Genomic DNA, 22958 nt, shown 5'->3' on the forward strand with positions numbered 1-22958 from the left:
GGCCGGACACCCTCCGGTCAGCGCCCTGACCGCGCGATGAAAGGAATATTTCATGGCCAAAAAAGCTGAAAACAAGATTCAGGCTGCCGAAACCGAAGCCGAAGAATGGGTTCGCGTTGACAGTGAAGGCAATCCTCTTGCCGATCAGGCTCCTACCGCTGAAGAGCTGGAAGCCAAACTGGCTGCAGCCAACCGTGGGCATACAGAAACCCTGGGCGATGCCTGGGCAGTGCTGACGGGGCAAAACCCCGCCGCCATCATGGGCCAGATTGCCACCACCGTCATGCACGACGGCGGCACCCGCCCCTCCTGGCAGTGGAAGCGCGACGGCAAGGATCACATCCTGCTGGCATGGCCGCAGGATCAGCCCGTCAGGGCAGCCGTGCTTGTGGCTGGCGAGGAAGGGGAAAAGCTTGCCCCTGTCACCGCCACCCCCCTGCTTGAAGGGCTGCCCAACGACCTCACGGTTGACAATGTGCACCCCTGGCAGACCGGCGTTGAGGCCAACGTGGCCGTGACCATGCTTGAGGGCAAAAACCCCATGTGGTTTTACGACCCGCTGTACGGACGCGACAAGGATGACCTCACCCCCGGCGTCATGCACACATTTTTGCTGGCTGGCCTCGCCCTTGGCCTGCGCAAGGCCCTGCTTGACGAAATCACCATCACCCAGGGCGTGCGCTACGAGGCCTATGCCGAGGCATGGCTTGCCGAAAATCCCGGCAAAACCCGCCTTGACGTGCCGCCCCTCAAGGTGAGCGTCAGCAATCGTCACCTCATCATGCCTGGCCGCAACTTCTGCGAATACCAGATGCGCGCCACCATTGAAGAAGTGAAAGACTGCCAGCTTGAAAAAATGCCCGTAAAGCTGCTCTACGTCAGCTTTCCCTTTGAGGACAGACAGCCCATGCGACTGGCTGTTTACGCCTCCAAGATGGTTCTGGGCGACTATGAACCTGAAGCGGGACACGAGGTCGATGCCTACGTTTGGCTGCAAGGCCGTATCATTGACATTGACCAGGGACCGCAGCAATAATCTTCTGAAGGGCCGCGCCACGACGCGGCCCTTCACCCCTCTGTGGCGGAGCCGCCCTGCCGCCAGCTATGAAGCGGCCCGTTTCAGAACAAACAGCCCCACAGGGGCTACAACGACCTGGGATTGCATCATCCGCAAACCGCCAACAGGTCAGACCAGAACCACACATTCCCCCCTCAGTCTGCATCAGCGAGCACATGTGCCGCGATGCCTGATGTGCCGTTCCGTATTGCAGCAACTTACATGAGATTGCTCAGGTTACTGCGTGAGCAGATGCCCGCCACCAAGGCGTAACGCAGCTATGGATAATGTTCGGCAACTTCGGAAAACAGCGCCGTACTCACGCCGCATTGAGCAGGGAACATATGCAAGAAGCCCATTTCGCCGCGCCCTTCATGGGCACAGGGCAGTGCCTCGATACCCTTAACCGGGTGTTGGCCGCCCTATCGCCGGGCCATTCCTTCCACGATTCTCTACAGGAGCTGCTGGCGGCTCTTGCAGAAGACATGCACTTCGACAGACCTCACATTGTGGTTCAGGATCCCGAAAGTGGCGAGCTGAAGCTCTCGCTTTCCTATGGCCCTGCGGACGCGCCCGAGGCTGCCTATGAACCGGGATCGGGCATCACTGGTCAGGTTTTTGCCGAGGGCAGGCCCATAATTGTTTCATGCATGCAGGGCCGTCCAGACTTTCAGAACCGCCTTTTTGGCCGCAGCCAGGAAGAAATGGCCCGGCTGGCATTCATAAGCGTGCCTGTGCGCGTTGAAAATGCCGACCAGACCGAAGTTATAGGCACACTGAGCGCCGATACCCCCACCGCGCCAGAATCAGAACTGGATTTGCGCTGCCGCTTTCTCGAAACAGTAGCCACGCTTGTGGGTCGGCAGGTGGCCCGTTTGCAGGAAGAAATGGCGCGCCAGCATTTCTGCATGCTGCCCGATGAGCCTCTTGTCAGCGGTACGCCAGCCTCGGTCATCGCCACCTCAAAGAGCTTGCGGCACGTGCTGCGCCGCCTCACGCAGGCTGGGGCCAGCCGCGCAACCGTGCTGTTGCGCGGGGAGTCGGGCGTGGGCAAGGAACTGATGGCCCAGGCCCTGCACACAGCAAGCCCTCGGCGCGCGCAGCCGCTGGTCATGCTCAACTGCGCCGCCCTGCCCTCGGAACTCATTGAAGGCGAACTTTTTGGCTGGCGCAAGGGCGCGTTCACAGGCGCGGTGCAAAACCGTGCCGGCCTTTTCCGTCAGGCGGACAAGGGTACGCTGTTTCTGGACGAAATCGGCGACCTGTCCACCACCGCTCAGGCAAAGGTGTTGCGCGCGCTTCAGGAAGGCGAAATCCAGCCTCTGGGCGATGAACGCCGCTACAAGGTGGACGTGCGCCTTGTCTGCGCCACCAACCGCCCATTGGAAGAGCTGGTGGAGCAGGGGCTGTTCCGCGAGGATCTGTACTACCGCATCAATGTCTTTCCCGTGTTTATTCCTCCGCTGCGCGAAAGACCGGAAGACATTTTGCCCCTCACAGAGCATTTTCTGCGCATGTTCAGCAAGGAATACGAGCGCCCGGTGCGGCGCATCTCCACGCCTGCCATTGACCTTTTGCTGCAATATCACTGGCCCGGCAACGTGCGCGAGCTGAAAAACGTCATGGAACGCGCCGTGCTTATTTGCGAGGATGCCGTGCTGCGCGCCCACCACCTGCCCAGCACCCTGCAAAGCGCGGAGAGCAGCAGCACCGGCCCCACGGGCGGCGGCCTTGGCTTTAACGAAACCATCGCCAGGGTGGAGCAGGAATTTATTGTGGACGCCCTCAAAAACGCCCGTGGCAATATCCATCAGGCCGCGCGCGACCTAGGCATCACCTACCGCATCATCTATTATAAAATGAAAAAATACGGCATAGATCACCGCAGGTTCGCGCCATCAACACAAAGCTGACCCAATGCCCCCTTGCGGGGTACCCCTAAAAAGACTGGCGGTGCACAGGTTATCCTGTGCACCGCCTTTGTAGTTTCATTCAGCGGATATTTCCGCCAGAGCGTGAACGCTTATAGGTTTCTTGCCTAGTCGCGGTGCGACCAATCAGACCCTTCCCTGAAAAATGGTTTTCAGGGGCCTGCTCAACTGGGCCAGCCACTGCTGACGGGTCAGGGAATTGGGTCCGCAAGCGATGGCATGGTCGTGGTACAACGCAGGCTCATCCATCACAAGGAACACAACACTGACATAATCCCCATCCACCAGCTGCGCCTTGGGAAATTCCTTTTTTACTTGCGCAAGTCGGGCTTCAGCCTTTTTCAGGATATCATCGCGCTCGCCAAAATGCATGGCCCCCATTGCGCAGCTTTTGACGCACATGGGCAGCATCCCGGCCCGCACGCGATCAATGCACATGTCGCACTTTACAATACGCCCGGTTTTTTCGTCCTTTCTGGGAATATCATATGGGCAAGACTCACGAATTGCCTCAAAGTCTTCATTCTTGGTCTTTTCTGTAAAGATTACAGCACCTGTTGCTTCATCCTGAATGATGGCGGCAGCATCTGACGCCGTAGCCTGACAGGGGGGTGTAAGGCAATGGCGGCATTGATCGGGAAAGAAGTACCAGCGCACCACATTGTCAATCAGGTGTTCGCTGAAGCGCACCAGCTTGAAATTATACGCATTGAGATCCGGCGGGTTCTGATGACTGCCCCACTGCTTGGTGTTGTTGGGCGGAAGTTCTTTCCATTCCTTGCATGCCACCTGGCAACCACGGCATGCGGTACAACGGGAAGTATCAACAAAAAAAGCTTTTGGCATGACCTGTTACCTCCACCCTTACAGTTCAGTTGCTTTTTCAGCCTTATACAGATTAACCAGGCAGGCCTTGTATTCTGGAATCGTGGTATTGGGGTCGCCGATTGACAGCGTCACCCTGTTTGTTGAATCGCCGCACTTGGGCTTTGACCAGCCAAAGCAGAAGGGCATGCCCACAAGGTGCAGGGTCTTGCCCATCACCTTGAAGGGCCGAACGCGCACGGTGACCATTGCCACCGCCTCCGTTTTGCCTCGCAGACTTTCAACAATCACCACATCGCCATTCTTCACGCCTTTTTCCTTGGCGAGTTCATGGCTCATTTCCACGTATTGCTGGGGCTCTGCTTCCAGCAGGGGCGGGGCATTGCGTGTTTCCGACCCAGAGCACCAGTGTTCTGTCAGGCTGTAGGTTGTGAGCACAATGGGGAAGCGCGGGTCGCCGTGTTTGGCGAGCTTGTCCATATCGCTTTCAATGACTTTCATGCAGGGGTTGTGCATCTGGGCCGAAAACGGATTCTGCACCAAGGGAGTTTCAGCTGGCTCGTAGTGCTCGGGCAAGGGGCCGTCTTCACGCCCCGGCCCATAAAACTGGGAATGACCATCCGTAGTCATTATGAAGGGATACGTACCACCTTTTTGCGCCATGGGTGGATTGCCGCCGTCGGGCACGTCACCAACCCACTTGCCGTCTTCCCATGCGATAACGACACGATCGGGATTGTAGGGCACTCCGTTTTTATCAACGCTGGCGCGGTTGTAGAGGATGCGGCGGTTCATGGGCCAGGCCCATGAGAAACCGGGGAAAAGGCCAATTTTGGCCTGACGCGCCGTTTGGGTGAGGTCGCGTCGCTTGGAGAGGTTGCCTTCTTTTTCTGAAAAACAACCGCAATAGACCCAGCATAAGGAGCTAGTGGATCCATCGTCCATAAGGCTGGCAAAACCAGGAACAAGCTGGCCTTTTTTGTATTCCTTGCCGTTGACCACGGTGTCGCGCGTAAAATATCCGTTTACGCGGCGGGTGACTTCTTCTGCCTCAAACTTTTCCGGGTAGTCGGCATGGATGATCGGCTCGGGGAACGCGCCGCCATTCTTGGAATACAGGCCCTTGACCCGGTTCATAAGCTCCACAAAAATGCTGCCCATGTCGCGGCTTTGCCCGCGCGGCTCCACAGCCTTGTAGTGCCACATCATCCATCGGCCAGAATTGGAGATGGTACCTTCTTTTTCCGCGCGGTAGGCAGAAGGCAGCAGAAACACTTCCGTTTTGATTTTCTTGGGGTCAACGCCGGGGCGGTGCCAGTTGTCGGTGGTTTCGTTGTGGAACACGTCACCGATGGTGAGCCAGTCCAATTTATCCCATGCTTTCCGCACCTTGTGGGTATTGGGGATGCTCTGGCAGGGATTGTGCCCGAAGCACAACCCGCCCGTAATGCCGCCCTTGTACATGCGGTCAAAGATATACAGATGGGAATAATCCACCCCGGCATCAAGCTTTGGCACATAGGCATAACAAAAATCATTTTCCTTGGTGGCGTGCTCGCCGTACCAGGATTTAAGCAGACTAATGAAATACTTTGGGCGGTTGCCCCACCAGTTGACGCTCATGGGGTCTGCGGTCTTGGGCGTGTTCGCCGCCAGATAGCTTTCAAGCGTGGGCCACTTTGTGGACGGTGTGGAATGATAGCCCGGCAAATACCCATACAGGAGGGCGTGGTCCGTGGTGCCCTGCACGTTGGGTTCGCCGCGCAAGGCATTGATGCCGCCGCCAGCAATGCCCACATTGCCCAACAGCTGCTGGATCAGCCCCGAAGCGCGGATATTCTGCACGCCCACGCTGTGCTGCGTCCAGCCCAGAGCATAGATTACCGTGCCAGCCTTGTCAGGCCTGCCGGTGGCGGCATAGGCCTCATACACCCGCAACAGGTCTTCCTTTGACACGCCCGTGACTTTTGACACGGTTTCAGGCGTGTAGCGGTCGTAATGCGCCTTCATTACATTAAAAACGCATCTGGGATCTTTCAGCGTTTTGTCGCGTTTGACCATTCCCTGAGCGTCTTTCTCAAAAGCCCAGGTGGATTTGTCGTAGGTTTTTGTCTTGGGGTCAAAGCCGGAAAAAACACCGTCCTTGAAGCTGTATTTGCTGCCAACAATAAAGGAGGCATTGGTGTACTCCAGCACAAATTCTTCAAAATATTTTTTATGATCAATGATGTATTTGATCATGCCGCCAAGAAAGGCGATATCCGTGCCGGACCGGATGGGCACATGGAAAGTGCTGCGAGCCGAGGTGCGTGAGAACTTGGGGTCAACGTGCATGACAACGGCATTGTTGTTTTCTTTGGCCCGCAATACCCATTTGAAGGTCATGGGATGGTGTTCTGCGCAGTTGCTGCCCATAATCAGGACGGCGTCAGCGTTCATAATGTCGTTGTAATGGTTGGTCATGGCACCACGGCCAAAGCACTCTGCAAGGGCGGGTACCGAGGGGCTGTGACAAATGCGCGCCTGATGGTCAAAATGCACGATGCCCAGTGCCCGGACCATCTGGTGCAATACCGCGGCTTCTTCGTTGGAAACCTGCGAAGACCCCAGGTGGAACAGGCTTTCAACGCGGTTGACCGTCTGCCCCTGAGCGTTTTTGACCTTGAAATCTTTGTCGCGCTGCTCCTTGATGCGTTGCGCTATGCGCTCCATCATCCAGCCCCAGTCTTTTTCCTCCCACTTGTCGCTGTAGGGCGCACGGTACAAAGGTTTGGTCAGACGCTCTGGACTCATATGCAGAGATTTAAGCGAGGCCCCTTTGGCGCACAACCCGCCATCACTGATGGGGAAATCGGGGTCGCCCTCAACATTGATGATCTTGCCGTCTTTGGAATGAACAAGGACGTTACAGCCACAGGAGCAAAAAGGACAAATGGATATGGCTTCCTTTGATCCTTCAAGCTTTGTGGCAGCGGCGTAAGCTTTGATCGGCGTGAGATCTATACCCAGCTGCACCGCAGCCAAGCCGGAAATTCCGACTGCGGATATTTTGAGAAAACCACGACGAGATACCTGCATGATTGCCTCCGCATATGTTGAGAATGATAAACGCTGCCTCGCCAGGGCATACTATTGCGTCTAAGCACTCACGCATAATAGCGTTCAGACAATCAAATTTGTCAATATTCTATATTTAGAACACCTGAATTTGTATGTACTATAAAAAGAATAAAGCATTTTAAAAAAGTATTATCAAAAAATTGCAATCAATTTTTTATTTATAATTGCTTATTTGTTGTAAAACATCGCAAATGCCAGGGGAATATCTGCTCCGCCTGTGCCAGTGCGCAACTTTCCACAGCACTATACCAGTGTTTGAAAGAATTGCGCATCATCAAACCCTCAGGGGTAAGCGACATGCCATCGCTCTTGCACTGGGGGCGGCGCACAAGCTCAACACCAAGCGCGTTTTCTGTTGCACGTATTTTTTTCCAGGCCGCCTGATACGACATCCCAAGGCTGGTCGCGGCCTTGCGCAACGACCCGCATTCTTCAACCTTGTCCAGCAGCATCACGCGGCCATAGCCAAAAACCATGGCGTCTTCTTCCTCAAGCCACAAATGTATACGAACGGTAGGGCGCATGGATTTCTCCCTGTTCAGGGCGCAAAAAACTTTCTGCTGCAAGCTCTTGTCGCAACGGCAGTGCACTTACTGACCAATAAGCCTGAAGATGGCCCCTGCACCGGGCGACAATGGCTCGTAACCCCTGGCCTGCGCCATGGCGTCAAGGTGCACCAGTGTCAGCGGCGCGCAATCCAGATTTGAAAAGACATCAGAATCTGTGGCCTCGGCAATGTCCATGCACGGCAGGTAATGGTTGCAGGCGTCGCAGGCATAGATGAATTCCTGCGGCTTTTCAGAAAGGGCATAACGCGTGAGCTTGTCATTTTCCTGCGTGCCACAGGAGGGGCAAACCGCCCGCGAAAAGCGCCAACGCAAACCGCACTGGGGGCAATGCAGCCACGCCTGACCGCTCTTGCTCACCACAAAATCCGCCTCGTTTGCATGCAGCTCAAGAGTTTCCAGATCAGGATCAGAACCACATACCGGGCAATAGCGTTTGCGCCACAACACCACAGAGGGATGCTGCGCGAGCCGTGGACGCATTGCCACCACGCAGGGGCTATAGACTGCGCGCACGTAGAACAGCAAAAAATTCTGCTCCACACCCGCAGCAAGCGCCGCAACGGCAAGCGCCTCCGCATCGCCATGAATCACCACGGCAAGGCACTTGTCGCATCCCTCATCATCCTTCAAATACGGCTCCAATCGGGCAATACTGCTCCGCAGCGAAGGAAATATCTCTGCCAGACCAATGGACATTATGGCTGCCGACTGACGGAGTGGCTCCCTGAAAAACACAGGATTAATCTTTGTTACAAGCGGAACTCCACTGAGGAAGTCATCTTCTGTCCAGACAAATTCCTGCCCGCCCGAAAATGACAATTGTTCTCCTGTTTTTTTCTGCAATGCGAGCAAATCCCGGCAACGCTGCACGACATCCGCAAACTCCGAGTGCTCTTCCATAAAGGCATCCATACGCTGAGAACACCAACCTTCATACTGCTCAGACATACACGCTCCATTTTGTTATACCAACGCAGCAACGCAAAAGCCCTGTTCCGTGCGGAACAGGGCTTTCTATTGATCAGACGAATTATATATCGCCATCATCAACACATCATGCATCATCCGGACAAGGTATTCCCTGCCAGCGCATGAGTCTGTAGAAAGCTTCAGCAACCGCACACCGTGAGGTTTTTGAAGATATTCAAAGATTCATGTAAAACATACTTTTATTTCCGCTGGTTACAGGATGTTTATCCTTGCCTTGTCCGCACGAAATACCACTCTGATTATTACTCAATTAAAGCATACCATATAGCCCCCGAAAGTAAAATAACTTTTCTGCTAAATTTGGATCTGGCGTGTGGAAAACCCGGACTGCGCACGGGCGTGCACTTGCTCACCAGCTAAAAATGAAACAATAATGTCCTACATTTCCTCAAAAATACAAAATTGTATCAACAAATGGACATGACTATAAATAAAATATAAATATTTCAAATAGTTATATAAAATATCGCCTTGGAACACCTCTTGCTTACCTATGTGCTGTAGCAAGCAGCGCGGCAACCATGGGGGTGCGCCGCGTCACGTACAGACATACAGACAGTTCCAAGGAGGCTCCACATGTTCAAGAAAACGTTGGCGGCGTTGGCTCTCATGCTCGTCACCCTGTGCGGTTCACTGAACGCAAAGGCCGCAGAAGACACCATCAAGGTGGGTATTCTGCATTCGCTCTCCGGCACCATGGCCATCAGCGAAACAACGCTGAAAGACGTCATGCTCATGCTCATTGAAGAGCAGAACAAAAAAGGCGGCCTGCTGGGCAAAAAACTGGAACCAGTGGTGGTAGACCCTGCCTCCAACTGGCCCCTCTTTGCAGAAAAAGCCCGCGAGCTGCTGAGCAAGGACAAGGTCGCCGCTGTTTTCGGATGTTGGACTTCGGTTTCGCGCAAGTCCGTCTTGCCCGTGTTTGAAGAACTCAACGGCCTCCTCTTCTACCCCGTGCAGTACGAAGGCGAAGAATCATCGCGCAACGTCATCTACACCGGCGCGGCCCCGAACCAGCAGGCCATCCCCGCTGTGGATTACCTGATGAACGACCTCGGCGTTAAGCGCTGGGTGCTGGCCGGTACGGACTACGTGTTCCCCCGCACCGCCAACAAGATCATCGAAGCCTACCTGATCTCCAAGGGCGTGAAGAAGGAAGATATCCTTATCAACTACACGCCCTTCGGTCATTCCGACTGGCAGTCCATCGTTGCTGAAATCAAAAAGTTCGGCAATGCGGGCAAAAAGACCGCCGTGGTTTCCACCCTCAACGGCGATGCCAACGTGCCTTTCTACAAGGAACTTGCCAACCAGGGCATCACTGCCGCCGACATTCCCGTCATGGCTTTCTCCGTGGGTGAAGAAGAACTCTCCGGCATAGACACCAAGCCGCTGGTGGGCCATCTGGCCGCCTGGAACTACTTCATGAGCGTGGACAATCCCGCCAACAAGGCCTTCATCAAAAAATGGCACGACTTCACCAAGAACCCCAAGCGCGTGACCAACGACCCCATGGAAGCTCACTACATCGGCTTCAACCTGTGGGTGAAGGCTGTTGAAAAGGCCCAGAGCACCGATGTGAACAAGGTTCTGAAGGCCATTGTGGGCCTTGAAACCCCCAACCTCACCGGCGGCATAGCCAAGGTTCTGCCCAACCACCACATCACCAAGCCCGTGCTCATCGGCGAGATCCAGGCCGACGGCCAGTTCCAGGTGGTCTGGGAAACTCCCTCCGTGGTTCCCGGCGAAGCGTGGTCGCACTACCTGCCCGAATCCAAGGATCTGATCGGCGACTGGACCGACCCCATCAACTGCGGCAACTACAACACCAAGACCAAGAAATGCGGCGGCGCTTCCAAATAGCCCGCGCAACCGTATGAATCTGCTGCGGGGGCCCCAGCGGCCCCCGCAATCCCCCCACGGCATGTCGGCCCGGGTCAGCCCAGCGCAGACCCGGCAGACCAGACTAAAGGATATTCCCATGCGCACGGCGCTCTTGCTCTGCTGCCTCATAATTTTCAGCCTGCCTCCCGCAGTGCTGGCGTCCGGACCGGAACCGGACGGGAATGCCGGGGGCGCGGTTTCGACTCCTTCCGCGTCCCCGGTGCAAACTTCGCCATCCATTATTCCAGCCGATCTGCTCAAGGCTCTGGTGAGCCCCAAGGTAGCAGACAGGGATGCGGCCATTGCCGCGCTGGAAAAGGATGACAGCAGCCTTGCCGCGCCACTGCGCGAAAAGCTGCTGGAAGCCCTGCTGCGCAATACCCTGCTGGCCGATGCCGCCGCAGGAACGCTCTTTGTGAGCGACGATGCAGGTCAGGCGCGGCCCCTTGACGCCAGGGGCGAACTTGGCGCGGCTCAGAGTGCCGATGCCCTGCGCAAGGTGGGCACAAGCAACCGCCAGCGCCAGCGCATTACGGATATCCTCAACGCTCAGGCCCTTACCTCCACAGACGCGGCCAAGCGCCGTCAGGCCTCGGCGGCCCTCATGGACAGCGCCACCCCGCCCCTCAAGGCAGAGGCTTTGAACAAACTGCTGGCAGGAGAAAAGGACGATACCGTGCGCGCCAATCTGGGCGCGGCCCTTGCCCTGTACGTGGCGGCAGACCCTGCCGCCGTGCGCTCAGACCAGCTTGCCGCCGTCAAAGCCCTGAACAGCAACGGCAGCCCGGCAGCGCTCAACGCCCTGCGCACCCTTGCCGCCTCACCTGATACGGCTGTGGCCAAGGCGGCGGACGATGCCCTGTATTCCCAGCGCGTTTCCGCCCAGTGGGCGCAGTTTTTTGAAATGCTCTTTTTTGGCACGAGCCTTGGATCCATTCTTGTACTGGCCGCCATTGGTCTTGCCATCACCTTTGGCGTCATGGGCGTCATCAATATGGCTCACGGCGAGCTGATCATGCTTGGGGCCTATACGGCCTGGGGCATGCAGCAGCTCTTGCCGGGCCAGCCCGGCCTTGCTCTCATTCTGGCTGTGCCCGCCGCCTTTCTGGTGAGCGGCGGCACAGGCGTGCTGCTTGAAAAAACTGTAATCCGCTTTCTCTATGGCCGCCCGCTGGAAACATTGCTGGCAACATTCGGCATCAGCCTTGTACTGCAACAGGCCGTGCGTACCGTGTTTTCGCCCCTCAACCGCGCCGTGCAGAACCCGGAATTCATGAGCGGCGTGTGGCAGATAACCCAGCATTTCAGCCTGACCTGCAACCGCGTGTATATCATCCTGTTCTGCCTCGGCGTGTTTGCCCTCATCCATGTTGCCATGCACCGCACCCGGCTGGGGCTTGAAGTGCGCGCCGTATCGCAAAACAGGGCCATTGCCCGCTGCATGGGCGTACGCGCCTCGCGCGTGGACGCGCTGACATTCGGCCTTGGCTCCGGCGTGGCTGGCATGGCTGGCGTGGCCCTGAGCCAGGTTTCCAACGTTGGCCCCAATCTGGGCCAGACCTACATTGTGGATTCCTTCATGGTGGTGGTGTTTGGCGGCGTGGGCAACCTCTGGGGCACGCTCACGGGCGGACTGGCCCTGGGCATTGCCAACAAGTTTCTGGAGCCTGCCAGTGGGGCCATGCTCTCCAAGATCATCATTCTGGTCTGCCTTATCCTGTTCATCCAGAAGCGCCCGCGCGGCTTGTTCCCGCAAAAGGGCCGTGCGGTGGAGGCGTAAATGGCGACCGACATCTTTGAACGCGAAAGACTGCTCAACGCGCCTACCCGCAACTTTCTGGCTATCACCGCCCTGCTGTCGCTGGCTGTGGTTGCAGGCAGCCTGCTGCCAGCGGGCAGCGCCCTGCACGTGCCGGGCTACATGGTCACCCTGTTGGGCAAATACCTGACATACTCCCTGCTGGCTCTTTCCGTTGATCTGGTCTGGGGTTTTATGGGCGTGCTCAGCCTTGGGCACGGCGCGTTCTTCGCCCTGGGGGGCTACGGCTTCGGCATGTACCTCATGCGGCAGATAGGTGCGCGCGGCGTGTATGGCAATGCTAACCTTCCGGACTTCATGGTTTTTCTGAACTGGAAGGAACTACCATGGTTCTGGCAGGGCAGCGAATATTTTGTGGTGGCACTGCTGCTGGTAGTGCTGCTGCCCGGCCTGCTGGCCTACGTGTTTGGCAGACTGGCCTTTGGCTCGCGGGTTTCGGGCGTGTACTTCTCCATCATGAGTCAAGCCATGACCTATGCCCTCCTGCTGGCCTTTTTCCGCAATGAGATGGGCTTTGGCGGCAACAACGGCCTTACAGATTTCAAGACCCTGCTGGGCTTTGAATTGCAAACAGACGGCATGCGCACAACCCTGTTTGCCTGCTCCGCCGTGGCGCTCATGGCAGGCTACCTCCTGTGCAGGGCCGTCACGGCGTCGCGCCTTGGGCGCGTATGCGTGGCCGTGCGCGATGCGGAAAGCCGCGTGCGCTTTATCGGCTACAGGGTGGAGCGGTATCAGGTGGCGGTGTTCACGCTGTCCGCCATTTTGGCGGGCATCGGCGGCGCTCTGTATGTGCCGCAGGTGGGCATCATCAACCCCGGCGAATTCTCGCCCCTCAACTCCATTGAAATCGTGGTCTGCGTGGCGCTTGGAGGCCGTGGGCGACTCTATGGCGCAGTGCTTGGCGCGTTTGCCGTCAACGCCTTCAAAACGTGGTTTACGGCGGTCATGCCCGAGGCATGGCTGTTTGCCCTTGGCGGCATGTTTGTGCTGGTGACCATCTTCCTGCCGCAGGGTCTGGCGGGCTTGCCCGATCAGTGGCGCAACCGCGCAACACGCGGCGCTATGCCAGATTCCCCTGCCGATTCCACCAATGAAGGAGGCGCAGCATGAAGACCCAGCAGGATATTTTGCACGGGCGCAGCCTCGAGGATGTGGCAGAAGCCGCCCGCGCCTACGAAGAAACCCACGCCCCCTTTGACAAGCGCCCCATGAAGATGCGCGCCCGGCCCCCGCGCCACATGATGTCCAAGCCAGACATTGCGCTGTACATGGAAAAAATCAGCGTGAGTTTTGACGGCTTCAAGGCGCTCAACGATCTGACCTTCTATGTGGACAAGGGCGAGCTGCGCTGCGTCATCGGCCCCAACGGCGCGGGCAAGACCACCATGATGGACGTGATCACCGGCAAAACCCGGCCCGACACTGGCTCCGCATGGTTTGGCCGCACCTGCAATCTGCTGCAAATGGACGAAGTCGCCATCGCTCAGGCGGGTATTGGCCGCAAATTCCAGAAGCCCTCGGTGTTCGAGGCCCTGAGCGTGCTGCAGAATCTGGAGCTGGCGTTGGCTGGCGACAAGCGGGTATGGCCTACATTCCGCGCGCGGCTCTCTGCCGACAACAAGGTCTTTATCGAAGAAGTGCTGCACCGCATCCGTCTGACGGAACTGGCCCGTTTGCAGGCTGGCAAGCTCTCGCACGGGCAGAAGCAGTGGCTTGAAATCGGCATGCTGCTCATGCAGAAGCCACAGCTCTTGCTGCTGGACGAACCCGTGGCAGGCATGACGTCTGAAGAAATGGACCGCACCATTGAGCTGCTGCACGACCTTGAGGGCGAACAGAGCATCATGGTGGTGGAGCACGACATGGAATTTGTGCGGGCCATTGCCCACAAGGTCACGGTGCTGCATCAGGGCAGCGTGCTGGCCGAGGGCACCATGGACGAAATGCAGAACCATCCCGCCGTAGTGGAGGCCTATCTGGGCGAACCGCTGGACGCGGCCTAGCGCCTGCGCGACCAAAATCAGCCAGCGGTTGGTCTCGGACTAACCTTGGGCTGGATGACCGCTGCAAACTGCCAATTTTCGAGCCTCATGCTCCGGAGGAGCGTAATGCTGCATATTACAGGTCTCAATCAGTATTATGGCGAAAGCCACATCCTGCGTGACGTCAACCTTGAGGTAAAGGCCGGTTCCTGCGCCTGCCTCATGGGGCGCAACGGCGTGGGCAAAACCACATTGCTTCAATGTATCATGGGCGTGCTGCCCGCACGCTCCGGCCATATTCTCCTTGAAGGAACGGACTTGCTTCCTCTGCCTGTGGAGCGACGGGCGGCCCTGGGCATCGGTTATGTGCCACAGGGCCGCCAAATCTTCCCCCTGCTGAGTGTGCGTGAAAACATGGAGCTTTCCCTGCCCATGCGCAAGGACAAGGCCGGGGCCATTCCTCCCTTCATCTTTGACTTTTTCCCCGTGCTGGGCGAAATGATGCATCGGAGGGGCGGCGATCTTTCCGGCGGGCAGCAGCAACAGCTTGCCATTGCCCGGGCGCTCACGCTGGAGCCGCGCCTGCTCATTCTGGATGAGCCAACCGAGGGCATTCAGCCCAACATTGTGCGCGACATCGCCACAACCATTCGCAGACTCAACGAAGAAATGGGCCTCACAGTGCTGCTGGTGGAACAGAAAGTGCCTTTTGCCCGCCGCATGGCAGATACGTATATGATTATGGATCGCGGGCACATCGTTTCGCAGGGCGGCATGCACGGCCTGGACGATGCCACCGTCAAAGCCTTTTTGAGCGTCTGATTCCCGCCACGGAATCCAAGAGGAACCGCATGCCTGCCAACACCGCAAACCCTGCCGAGAATCTCCACGGTCACTGCTTTACGCCTGACCGCCGCTGGAACGCGCGCATGGAGCTGGATTTTGCGGTACGGCAGGGGCGCACCACACTGGCAAAAATGCAGTTCAGCGGGCCGTTGCGCGTGCAGCGGCCCTTCTATCCCGAAGCTGCGCCCGCCAATGCGCCCGGCCCGTCGCATTGGCGGGCGCAGGCGTCCCAGCCCTGCCATTGCTGCCTGCTGCACCCGCCTGGCGGCCTTGTGAGCGGCGACGATCTGAGCCTTGCCGTGCGGCTTGCGCAAGGCGCGCACGCCCTGCTCACCGCGCCTTCTGCCTCCAAATTCTACGCTGCGGACGCGCATAACGTCGCCCAGCGCCAGACCACAGACCTGAACGTTACGGGCGGCATGCTGGAATGGCTGCCGCGTGAAACCATCATCTATGACGGCGCGCGGGCCGAAATGCGCACATCGGTGGAGCTGGACAATGCCAGCGCCTGTATCGGCTGGGAAATGATCTGCCTTGGTCGCCCTGCCGCCAACGAATGCTTTACCCACGGCAGCGTGCGCCAAAGCCTCATCCTTACCCGAGAGGGCCTGCCCCTGCTGCATGAAGTGCTGCGCTTTGAAGGCGGCGATGCCCTGCAAAAATGCGCCTGCGGTCTGGGTGATCAGGCGGTATCCGCCACCCTTTTTGCCGTGGGACGCGGAGCGGATGGCGGGCAAGACCTTGCCGCGCTGGAAGCCTGCTGCACAACGCTGCAAAACATGCTTTCGCCCAACCGCGATTTTGATGATGCGCCAGATGCCACTCCTGAGGATGCATCTGGCGGGTCAAGCCCCGCTGCAGGCGATAGTTCCGTCCAGGCCAGGCCCGTTCCTTTGTCTGCCCACATGGGGGAACGGGCCGGAGCCACCGTGCGCGGCGGGGTGCTTGTGGTGCGCTATCTGGGGCCGGACATGGAAGAAGCGCGCAGCCTGTTGCTGACAGCCTGGAACCTGCTGCGACCCGCACTGACCGGCTGCCCGCCGCACATGCCACGCATCTGGTACGGAGCTTTTTAAGGGTGTTTTTCATAGCTGGGCTGCGGCCAGAGCTGCAAGTCGGGCTGCTAGCCGGACTACGATAATGTAAATTTCAAAGAACTCTTGCGGCATGCCGCATACATGGAGGCATCATGGAACTTCTGCCCAGAGAAAAAGACAAGCTGCTGCTTTTCACCGCCGGGCTGCTGGCAGAAAGGCGCAAGGCCCGCGGCCTCAAGCTCAATTACCCCGAGGCTGTGGCCTACATCAGTCTGGCCGTGCTTGAAGGCGCGCGCGACGGGCAAAGCGTGGCCGAACTTATGGGATCGTGCCGCAACCTGCTCACGCGCGAGGACGTCATGGACGGCGTCCCCGAGATGGTCCACGAAGTGCAGGTGGAGGCCACCTTTCCTGACGGCACCAAGCTTGTGACCGTGCACGACCCCATTCTGTAATCAGGGCCGCCACGGCAAGCCGGACACGACAACGAACACGGCAACAGACACGAACGCACAAGGGGGACGCATGATTCCCGGTGAATTTCATATCGCAGAGGGCGAAATAACCCTCAACGCCCTCTCGGAAGGGCGGGAAGTGGTGCTGGAAGTTTCCAATACCGGCGACAGGCCCATTCAGGTGGGCTCGCACTATCATTTTTTTGAAGTAAACCCGGCCCTGACCTTTGCCCGCGAATCCGCGCGCGGCATGCGGCTCGACATACCCGCCGGAACCGCCGTCCGCTTTGAGCCGGGGCAGAAACGCGAGGTGCGCCTTGTGCCCTACGCCGGGGCACGGCGCGTGTTTGGTTTTCGCGCCCAGATCATGGGGGCGCTTGATGCCGAAGCCCCCAGGGAGGAAAAAGCATGATCCGCATTCCCAGAAGCCAGTATGCCGAACTCTACGGCCCCACCACGGGCGACCGCATCCGCCTTGCGGACACGGAACTGTGGATCGAAATTGAGCGCGACCACACCGTCTATGGCGATGAAGTCTGCTTTGGCGGCGGCAAGGTTATTCGCGACGGCATGGGCCAGAGTCAGATCAGCAATGCTGACGGCGCTATGGACACCGTCATCACCAATGCTGTCATCATGGATGCGGCCCTTGGCATCATCAAGGCTGATCTTGGCATACGCGACGGGCGCATTGCCGCCATCGGCAAGGCTGGCAACCCCGATGTACAGCCAGATGTAGACGTGATCATCGGTCCCGGCACGGAGATTATTGCGGGCGAAGGCTGCTTGCTCACCGCTGGCGGCATGGACTCGCACATCCATTTCATCTGCCCGCAACAGGTGGAAGAAGCCCTTGCCAGCGGCATCACCACCATGCTTGGCGGCGGCACCGGCCCTGCCACGGGCACCAACGCCACCACCTGCACCCCCGGCCCCTGGCATCTGGAGCGCATGCTGGCCGCCACAGACGCCTTGCCCATGAACTTTGGCTTCTTGGGCAAGGGCAATGCCGCCATGCCCGAAGCCCTGCGCGAGCAGCTCGAGGCAGGCGCTTGCGGCCTGAAATTGCATGAAGACTGGGGCACCACCCCGGCCGCCATCGACACCTGCCTCACCGTGGCTGACGAATACGATGTGCAGGTGGCCATCCATACCGACACGCTCAATGAGGCGGGCTTTGTGGAAGACACGCTGGCTGCGTTCCGTGGCCGCACCATCCACACCTACCACACGGAAGGCGCAGGCGGCGGACACGCGCCCGACATTCTGCGCGCCTGTTCCCTGCCCAACGTGCTGCCCTCGTCCACCAATCCCACTCGCCCCTATACGGTGAACACCGTGGACGAACATCTGGACATGCTCATGGTCTGCCACCACCTCAACCCCTCCCTGCCAGAGGACGCTGCCTTTGCCGATTCGCGCATCCGGCGCGAAACCATTGCCGCAGAGGACATTTTGCAGGACATGGGCGTGATCTCCATGATTTCCTCAGACTCGCAGGCCATGGGCCGCGTGGGGGAGGTCATTACCCGCGCGTGGCAGACCGCCCACAAGATGAAGGTGCAGCGCGGCCCCCTGCCCGAGGACCGTGGGCGCGGCAACGACAACTTCCGCGTGCGCCGGTATCTGGCCAAGTACACCTGCAATCCCGCCGTGACCCACGGCCTTTCTCACGCCATTGGCGCTGTGGCCCCCGGCCTTCTGGCCGACCTCGTATTGTGGAAGCCCGCCTTCTTTGGGGTCAAACCCTCGCTGGTCATCAAGGGCGGGCAGATAGCCGCCGCGCCCATGGGCGATGCCAACGCCTCCATCCCCACGCCGCAACCCATGCACTATCGGCCCATGTTTGGTGCGCTGGGGCAGGCTGCGGCTGCCGCCAGCCTGAGCTTTGTTTCGCGCGCCTTCATGGAAAACGGCGGCGAGGGGCGGTTGCGGGAGCTGGGCCTGCTGCGCGGGCTTTCCTCCTGCCGGGGTACGCGCACCCTGTGCAAGAGCGACCTCCTGCTCAACAGTGCGACCCCTGCCATTTCCGTGAACCCGCAAACCTATGAAGTTCGCGCTGACGGCGAGATCCTCACCTGCGCCCCGGCGGAAGTGCTGCCGCTGGCGCAACGGTATTTCTTGTTCTAGGCAACCAACCAAGGAGCGACCATGCTGGAATTTACCGAAAACATGGGGCAGCGCACCAATCTGGAGCCTACGGCCACCCTCACCCTGACCTGGGAGCAGCGCGGCAAGTGCCGCCAGCGGCTGCGGCTGGACAGCGGCGAAGAAGCGGGCCTGTTTCTCACGCGGGGGCAGGTTCTGCGCGAAGGCGATATTCTGCGTGCCGGGGACGTTCTGGCGATTGTGCGCAACGGTGCGGAACCCGTGGTGACAGGCATTGCCCCCAACTGGGAAGTCCTAGCCCGGGCCTGCTATCACCTTGGCAACCGCCATGCCGCCTTGCAGCTCGGGCACAAATGGCTGCGCTTCATGCCAGACCACGTGCTTGAAGAACTGGCGGAAAATCTGGGCCTGCGCCTGCGCCGCGAAAACCTTCCCTTTGTACCCGAGGGCGGAGCCTACGGCGGACACGGCCACAGTCATGGCTGAACAGGCAGCCGGACTGGCTACCGAGCGGGCATCCGAACTGCCGCCGCCTGCAAGGACGCTGGCTGGCGGAGCCTGCCTTGCTCAACATGTTCAACAGTGCGCGGCGCATGGGCAGGCGAGGGATGCCGCAGGGCAAACCGGGCCGCATGCAGGCCGTGGCTGTAGCCGCACGGCATGGAATGGGCCGCAGTTTGGCCTGACAGCCCTGCTCTATCTGGCGGGGCAATCCCTTCCTGTTGGCGGTTTTGCGTGGTCGCAGGGGCTTGCAGCCGCCGTGGAACGGGGACATGCAGACACTGCGGAAGGCGTGCGCCGCTGGCTTTGGGGCGTACTGCGCCTCGGCCTTGTCCGCAACGACCTGCCGCTGCTGCTGCGCATGCACACGGCGGCAAGCAACGCGGATGCCGATGCTCTGGCCCGCTGGAACGCCCTTATGCTTGCCGGGCGCGAAAGCCGCGAACTGTGGCAGGAAGAAATCCAGATGGGGCGCGCCCTGCGCCGCATTTTGCACGATCAGGACATGCTGCCGCACTGGCCTCTGCCAGACAACGCGGGGTACACAGCCTGTTTTGCGGTCGCAGCCGTCATGCTCGACCAGCACGCCCGCAGCATGGAGCCTTTTAGCGATCCTGCCGCGCAGCAACGCGCCGGAGTGGACGCAGCCTGCGCCTTTGTGTGGAGCTGGTTGCAAAATCAGGTAGCCGTGGCCTGCAAAACCGTGCCTCTGGGGCAGACCGCCGCGCAAAAACTGTTGCTGGAGTTCATGCCTGCCGTGCCGCAACTGGTGGCGCAGGCAGCGGCCCTGCCCGATGAAGACATCGGCTCCAGCCTCCCCGGTCTTGCCCTGTGCAGCGCCGGACACGAACGACAATACACCCGACTTTTCAGGAGTTGAACGTCATGACCAATAGACCCTGCCTGCGAGTGGGCGTTGGCGGCCCTGTGGGTTCCGGCAAAACGGCCCTCTTGCGTCACCTGTGCATGCGCCTTCGCAAGCACTACAACATGGCTGTCGTCACCAACGACATATACACCCGTGAAGATGCGGAATTTCTGCTGCGTCACAACGCCCTTGAAGCCGACCGCATCATCGGCGTTGAAACGGGCGGCTGCCCGCACACTGCCATCCGCGAAGACGCATCCATGAACATTCAGGCCATTGAAGAGCTTCAGGCCCGCCATTCCGGCCTTGAGCTGGTACTGGTGGAAAGCGGCGGTGACAACCTCTCTGCCACGTTCAGCCCCGAACTGGCAGACCTGACCATCTATGTCATCGATGTGAGCGGCGGAGACAAAATTCCGCGCAAGGGCGGCCCCGGCATCACCAAGTCCGATCTGCTCATCATCAACAAGGTTGACCTCGCGCCCATGGTGCATGCCTCGCTGGACGTGATGGAGCGCGACACCCGGCGCATGCGCGGCGAACGCCCCTATGTGCTCACAGAGATGCTTTCCGGTGCCGGCATTGAAGCCGTGATCGCCTTTATCATCCGCGAGGGCATGCTGCGGCTGCCTGACCAGTCAGTATAAGTGCCTTGCCTGCCGCGTGGATGCCCGCCACGCAGACGCAAAAAACGCCCGCAAATTGCGGGCGTTTTTAGTAGCTCTACTAAGGAGAGACGATTAATCAGTAGCCTGCGCCTTGAGCGCATCGGCCTGGGCCACTGTGCTCAGTGCTTCAATCAGAGGATCAATTTCGCCTTCCATGATGCGGTCCAGAGAATACAGGGTCAGGTTGATGCGGTGATCCGTGCAACGCCCCTGCGGGAAATTATAGGTGCGGATGCGTTCGGAACGGTCTCCGGAACCCACCTGCGACTTGCGGTCGGCGGAAATTTCCGAATTATAGCGTTCACGCTCGGCGGCCAGGATGCGGGAGGCAAGCACCTTCATGGCGCGGGCCTTGTTTTTGTGCTGCGAACGTTCGTCCTGACAGGTCACAACGGTATTGGTGGGCAAGTGCGTGATGCGCACAGCCGATTCCGTCTTGTTGACGTGCTGGCCGCCAGCGCCGGAAGCCCGGTAAATGTCGATGCGCAGGTCTTCGGGGCGGATTTCCACGTCCACTTCTTCCGCCTCGGGCATAACGGCCACGGTGGCGGCTGAGGTGTGGATGCGGCCCTGAGCTTCTGTGGCGGGCACGCGCTGCACGCGATGGGTGCCAGCCTCAAACTTGAGGCGGCTGTACACCTTGTTGCCGCTGATAAGGCAGATAACTTCCTTGAGGCCGCCCGATTCAGAGGGCGATTCGCTCATGAGTTCCACCTTCCAGCCCTTAACTTCGGCATAGCGTGAATACATGCGGAACAGGTCAGCGGCAAACAGGGCCGCTTCTTCGCCGCCGGTACCGGCGCGGATTTCAAGAATGGTGTTCTTTTCGTCCAGCGGATCCTTGGGCAGCAGCATAAGCTTGAGCTCCTGCTCCACCGCGGGTAGTTCCGTTTCAATGCGGCGCAGGTCTTCCTGGGCAAGCTCGCGCATTTCCGGGTCTTCATCGCGCAGCAGCTGCTTGTTTTCGGCCTGTTCCTGCAACAGCGCCTTGTGGCGGCGGTAGCTTTCAACAATGTCGCGCAGATCGGCATGGGCCTTGGTGAGCTTGCGGTAGTGTTCCTGATCGTTGAACACGTCCGGCTCAGCCAGGGAATGCTCCAGCTCCATGAATTTCTTTTCCAGACCTTCCAATTTGGCGAACATAGGTGTCTCCAACACGCTGTGGGCGGAAAAAACGAAAAACGGGCGCGCAGCCATGCCGCAAGCAGCATGCCAGGCAACAGGCCCATGTACAGCATCTGCCGCAAAGGCGGCAGAAAAAGACGACAAATACGCGCTATTCCGTGGTGTAGGCTACGGTGCGCACCCTCGCGCCGTCATCCGGGCCAAGGGCTTCACGCAGGGCCACCACAGCCACCTCAAGCTGGCTTTCGTCAGGCTCGTAGGTAGTGAGCCGCTGGAGGGCCAGCCCCGGAGCGCGCAGCACCGTTGCCAACAGCCCTTCGGGCAACTTGGCGGCGTAGCGTATAAGCTCATAGGCCAGCGCGCTAATGGGCACCATCAGCAGCAGCTTGACGCCAATGGTGAGGACATGTTTGGCAACCTCGCCCTGCGGCGTGTAAATGCTCAGCATCAGGGGAACCAGCACCGCATGCAGCAATATGGAAATGCTGATGACAAACAGCAAAAATGTGGTTCCGCAACGCGGATGCAGGCGGCTTTTGCCCATGGCGGAGGCAGCGTCCACATCCCCCCCCGCCTCATAGGCGTGGATGGTTTTGTGCTCTGCCCCGTGATACTGAAAAACACGGCGGATATCAGGCACATACGAAATTGCCTTGATATACCCCATGAAGATGCAGCACTTGAAAAAGCCGTCCCAGAGGTGGAACGAGAGCCCTTCCACATCGCCGCCAAGACGCGCCCAGAGCATCACCAGCGAGAGCAGGTGCGGCACAACCACAAAAAGGCCCACTGCCATCAGCAGGGCCAGAATCAGCGTAAGCACCAGATGCCAGCCGGAGATTTCCTCCTGCTCGCTCTGGGCCACAGCTTCAACCGAGCGGTTGAGCGCCTTGATGCCGTTGACCAGAGTCTCCAGCAGCACGGGAAAGCCCCGCACAAAGGGCTTTTTGAGCCAAGGGCTGCGGGTAAGCGAAAACCACGGGCAGCGCATGGCACGAATGACCCCGTCGGTCTGGCGAACAGCCAGTCCGTAGACATCACCGTGACGCATCATCACGCCTTCCATGACGGCCTGCCCACCCACCGGGGCGCATTCCGCATTCAAAAGAGCGAGGGCAAGCTGCAACACACCGCTCGCGCGCTTTGCGCGCGGGGCGATTTGCTGCGAG

Annotated in this window: 20 protein-coding genes; 14 read left to right on the top strand and 6 right to left on the bottom strand. The window is 58.9% G+C overall.

Annotated elements, in window-relative coordinates:
- Positions 1-52 precede the first annotated feature (52 nt).
- Positions 53-1036 (top strand): hypothetical protein, encoded by a 984-nt coding sequence (locus QZ383_RS04850; protein ID WP_291443507.1) that lies wholly within the window; start codon positions 53-55, stop codon positions 1034-1036.
- Between the two features lie 365 nt (positions 1037-1401).
- Entirely contained in the window at positions 1402-2970 is a 1569-nt protein-coding gene (locus QZ383_RS04855) for a sigma 54-interacting transcriptional regulator (RefSeq protein ID WP_291443509.1), read from the top strand.
- Positions 2971-3114: 144 nt separating this feature from the next.
- Here QZ383_RS04855 and QZ383_RS04860 read toward each other — a convergent pair whose 3' ends face one another.
- From QZ383_RS04860 to QZ383_RS04875, 4 genes are all read right to left on the bottom strand, one after another.
- A complete protein-coding gene (locus QZ383_RS04860; RefSeq protein WP_291443511.1) occupies positions 3115-3834 on the bottom strand; it encodes a 4Fe-4S dicluster domain-containing protein in 720 nt (239 codons plus the stop codon).
- An 18-nt stretch (positions 3835-3852) separates the two neighbouring features.
- Positions 3853-6891, bottom strand: coding sequence for a formate dehydrogenase-N subunit alpha (gene fdnG, locus QZ383_RS04865; RefSeq protein WP_291443512.1), 3039 nt, complete (start codon positions 6889-6891; stop codon positions 3853-3855).
- Between the two features lie 200 nt (positions 6892-7091).
- Positions 7092-7457 carry a LysR family transcriptional regulator gene (locus tag QZ383_RS04870; protein ID WP_291443514.1) on the bottom strand — a complete coding sequence of 122 codons (366 nt, stop codon included), beginning with the start codon at positions 7455-7457 and terminating at the stop codon, positions 7092-7094.
- A 66-nt stretch (positions 7458-7523) separates the two neighbouring features.
- Positions 7524-8450 (bottom strand): formate dehydrogenase accessory protein FdhE, encoded by a 927-nt coding sequence (locus QZ383_RS04875; protein ID WP_291443515.1) that lies wholly within the window; start codon positions 8448-8450, stop codon positions 7524-7526.
- Between the two features lie 651 nt (positions 8451-9101).
- Here QZ383_RS04875 and urtA point away from each other — a divergent pair.
- From urtA to ureG, 12 genes are all read left to right on the top strand, one after another.
- On the top strand, positions 9102-10355 hold the full coding sequence (gene urtA / locus QZ383_RS04880; protein WP_365861168.1) for an urea ABC transporter substrate-binding protein: 1254 nt from the start codon (positions 9102-9104) through the stop codon (positions 10353-10355).
- 118 nt (positions 10356-10473) lie between these two features.
- Positions 10474-12156, top strand: a complete 1683-nt coding sequence (urtB, locus tag QZ383_RS04885) for an urea ABC transporter permease subunit UrtB (protein WP_291443517.1) — start codon at positions 10474-10476, stop codon at positions 12154-12156.
- The gene (gene urtC / locus QZ383_RS04890; protein ID WP_291443519.1) at positions 12157-13308 is read left to right on the top strand and encodes an urea ABC transporter permease subunit UrtC; all 1152 of its coding nucleotides are present in this window, start codon (positions 12157-12159) and stop codon (positions 13306-13308) included.
- Positions 13305-14201: an urea ABC transporter ATP-binding protein UrtD gene (gene urtD / locus QZ383_RS04895; RefSeq protein WP_291443521.1), complete on the top strand. Its 897-nt coding sequence runs from the start codon at positions 13305-13307 to the stop codon at positions 14199-14201. The genes urtC and urtD overlap by 4 nt, the downstream gene beginning before the upstream one ends.
- A gap of 105 nt (positions 14202-14306) precedes the next feature.
- Complete coding sequence (urtE, locus tag QZ383_RS04900) at positions 14307-15002, top strand: urea ABC transporter ATP-binding subunit UrtE (RefSeq protein ID WP_291443523.1); 696 nt, start codon at positions 14307-14309, stop codon at positions 15000-15002.
- A gap of 29 nt (positions 15003-15031) precedes the next feature.
- The gene (locus QZ383_RS04905) at positions 15032-16102 is read left to right on the top strand and encodes an urease accessory protein UreD (RefSeq protein ID WP_291443524.1); all 1071 of its coding nucleotides are present in this window, start codon (positions 15032-15034) and stop codon (positions 16100-16102) included.
- Positions 16103-16215: 113 nt separating this feature from the next.
- Positions 16216-16518, top strand: a complete 303-nt coding sequence (gene ureA, locus QZ383_RS04910; protein WP_192113509.1) for an urease subunit gamma — start codon at positions 16216-16218, stop codon at positions 16516-16518.
- Between the two features lie 70 nt (positions 16519-16588).
- On the top strand, positions 16589-16930 hold the full coding sequence (locus tag QZ383_RS04915) for an urease subunit beta (protein WP_365861116.1): 342 nt from the start codon (positions 16589-16591) through the stop codon (positions 16928-16930).
- Positions 16927-18648, top strand: coding sequence for an urease subunit alpha (gene ureC / locus QZ383_RS04920; protein ID WP_291443525.1), 1722 nt, complete (start codon positions 16927-16929; stop codon positions 18646-18648). Before QZ383_RS04915 ends, ureC begins: the two co-directional genes overlap by 4 nt.
- Positions 18649-18669: 21 nt before the next feature.
- Positions 18670-19113 carry an urease accessory protein UreE gene (ureE, locus tag QZ383_RS04925; protein WP_291443526.1) on the top strand — a complete coding sequence of 148 codons (444 nt, stop codon included), beginning with the start codon at positions 18670-18672 and terminating at the stop codon, positions 19111-19113.
- The gene (locus tag QZ383_RS04930) at positions 19106-20008 is read left to right on the top strand and encodes an urease accessory UreF family protein (protein ID WP_291443527.1); all 903 of its coding nucleotides are present in this window, start codon (positions 19106-19108) and stop codon (positions 20006-20008) included. The genes ureE and QZ383_RS04930 overlap by 8 nt, the downstream gene beginning before the upstream one ends.
- A gap of 5 nt (positions 20009-20013) precedes the next feature.
- Positions 20014-20643: an urease accessory protein UreG gene (gene ureG, locus QZ383_RS04935; RefSeq protein ID WP_291443529.1), complete on the top strand. Its 630-nt coding sequence runs from the start codon at positions 20014-20016 to the stop codon at positions 20641-20643.
- A gap of 93 nt (positions 20644-20736) precedes the next feature.
- Here ureG and prfA read toward each other — a convergent pair whose 3' ends face one another.
- Both prfA and QZ383_RS04945 read right to left on the bottom strand, forming a co-directional pair.
- The gene (gene prfA, locus QZ383_RS04940) at positions 20737-21807 is read right to left on the bottom strand and encodes a peptide chain release factor 1 (RefSeq protein WP_291443531.1); all 1071 of its coding nucleotides are present in this window, start codon (positions 21805-21807) and stop codon (positions 20737-20739) included.
- A 133-nt stretch (positions 21808-21940) separates the two neighbouring features.
- Entirely contained in the window at positions 21941-22855 is a 915-nt protein-coding gene (locus QZ383_RS04945; protein WP_291443689.1) for a DUF1385 domain-containing protein, read from the bottom strand.
- Between the last annotated feature and the right edge of the window lie 103 nt (positions 22856-22958).

The organism is Desulfovibrio sp., from assembly GCF_019422935.1.
Classification (GTDB): domain Bacteria; phylum Desulfobacterota; class Desulfovibrionia; order Desulfovibrionales; family Desulfovibrionaceae; genus Desulfovibrio.

Bases quoted from the DNA above. Each gene is read 5' to 3' on its own strand.
- ureE (WP_291443526.1), top strand. From the start codon at position 18,670: ATGCTGGAATTTACCGAAAACATGGGGCAGCGCACCAATCTGGAGCCT.
- QZ383_RS04870 (WP_291443514.1), bottom strand. From the start codon at position 7,457: ATGCGCCCTACCGTTCGTATACATTTGTGGCTTGAGGAAGAAGACGCC.
- urtE (WP_291443523.1), top strand. From the start codon at position 14,307: ATGCTGCATATTACAGGTCTCAATCAGTATTATGGCGAAAGCCACATC.
- QZ383_RS04875 (WP_291443515.1), bottom strand. From the start codon at position 8,450: ATGTCTGAGCAGTATGAAGGTTGGTGTTCTCAGCGTATGGATGCCTTT.
- QZ383_RS04945 (WP_291443689.1), bottom strand. From the start codon at position 22,855: ATGGAAGGCGTGATGATGCGTCACGGTGATGTCTACGGACTGGCTGTT.
- QZ383_RS04855 (WP_291443509.1), top strand. From the start codon at position 1,402: ATGCAAGAAGCCCATTTCGCCGCGCCCTTCATGGGCACAGGGCAGTGC.
- QZ383_RS04915 (WP_365861116.1), top strand. From the start codon at position 16,589: ATGATTCCCGGTGAATTTCATATCGCAGAGGGCGAAATAACCCTCAAC.
- urtB (WP_291443517.1), top strand. From the start codon at position 10,474: ATGCGCACGGCGCTCTTGCTCTGCTGCCTCATAATTTTCAGCCTGCCT.
- fdnG (WP_291443512.1), bottom strand. From the start codon at position 6,891: ATGCAGGTATCTCGTCGTGGTTTTCTCAAAATATCCGCAGTCGGAATT.
- urtC (WP_291443519.1), top strand. From the start codon at position 12,157: ATGGCGACCGACATCTTTGAACGCGAAAGACTGCTCAACGCGCCTACC.
- urtD (WP_291443521.1), top strand. From the start codon at position 13,305: ATGAAGACCCAGCAGGATATTTTGCACGGGCGCAGCCTCGAGGATGTG.
- prfA (WP_291443531.1), bottom strand. From the start codon at position 21,807: ATGTTCGCCAAATTGGAAGGTCTGGAAAAGAAATTCATGGAGCTGGAG.
- ureC (WP_291443525.1), top strand. From the start codon at position 16,927: ATGATCCGCATTCCCAGAAGCCAGTATGCCGAACTCTACGGCCCCACC.
- urtA (WP_365861168.1), top strand. From the start codon at position 9,102: ATGCTCGTCACCCTGTGCGGTTCACTGAACGCAAAGGCCGCAGAAGAC.
- QZ383_RS04850 (WP_291443507.1), top strand. From the start codon at position 53: ATGGCCAAAAAAGCTGAAAACAAGATTCAGGCTGCCGAAACCGAAGCC.
- ureA (WP_192113509.1), top strand. From the start codon at position 16,216: ATGGAACTTCTGCCCAGAGAAAAAGACAAGCTGCTGCTTTTCACCGCC.
- QZ383_RS04860 (WP_291443511.1), bottom strand. From the start codon at position 3,834: ATGCCAAAAGCTTTTTTTGTTGATACTTCCCGTTGTACCGCATGCCGT.
- QZ383_RS04930 (WP_291443527.1), top strand. From the start codon at position 19,106: ATGGCTGAACAGGCAGCCGGACTGGCTACCGAGCGGGCATCCGAACTG.
- QZ383_RS04905 (WP_291443524.1), top strand. From the start codon at position 15,032: ATGCCTGCCAACACCGCAAACCCTGCCGAGAATCTCCACGGTCACTGC.
- ureG (WP_291443529.1), top strand. From the start codon at position 20,014: ATGACCAATAGACCCTGCCTGCGAGTGGGCGTTGGCGGCCCTGTGGGT.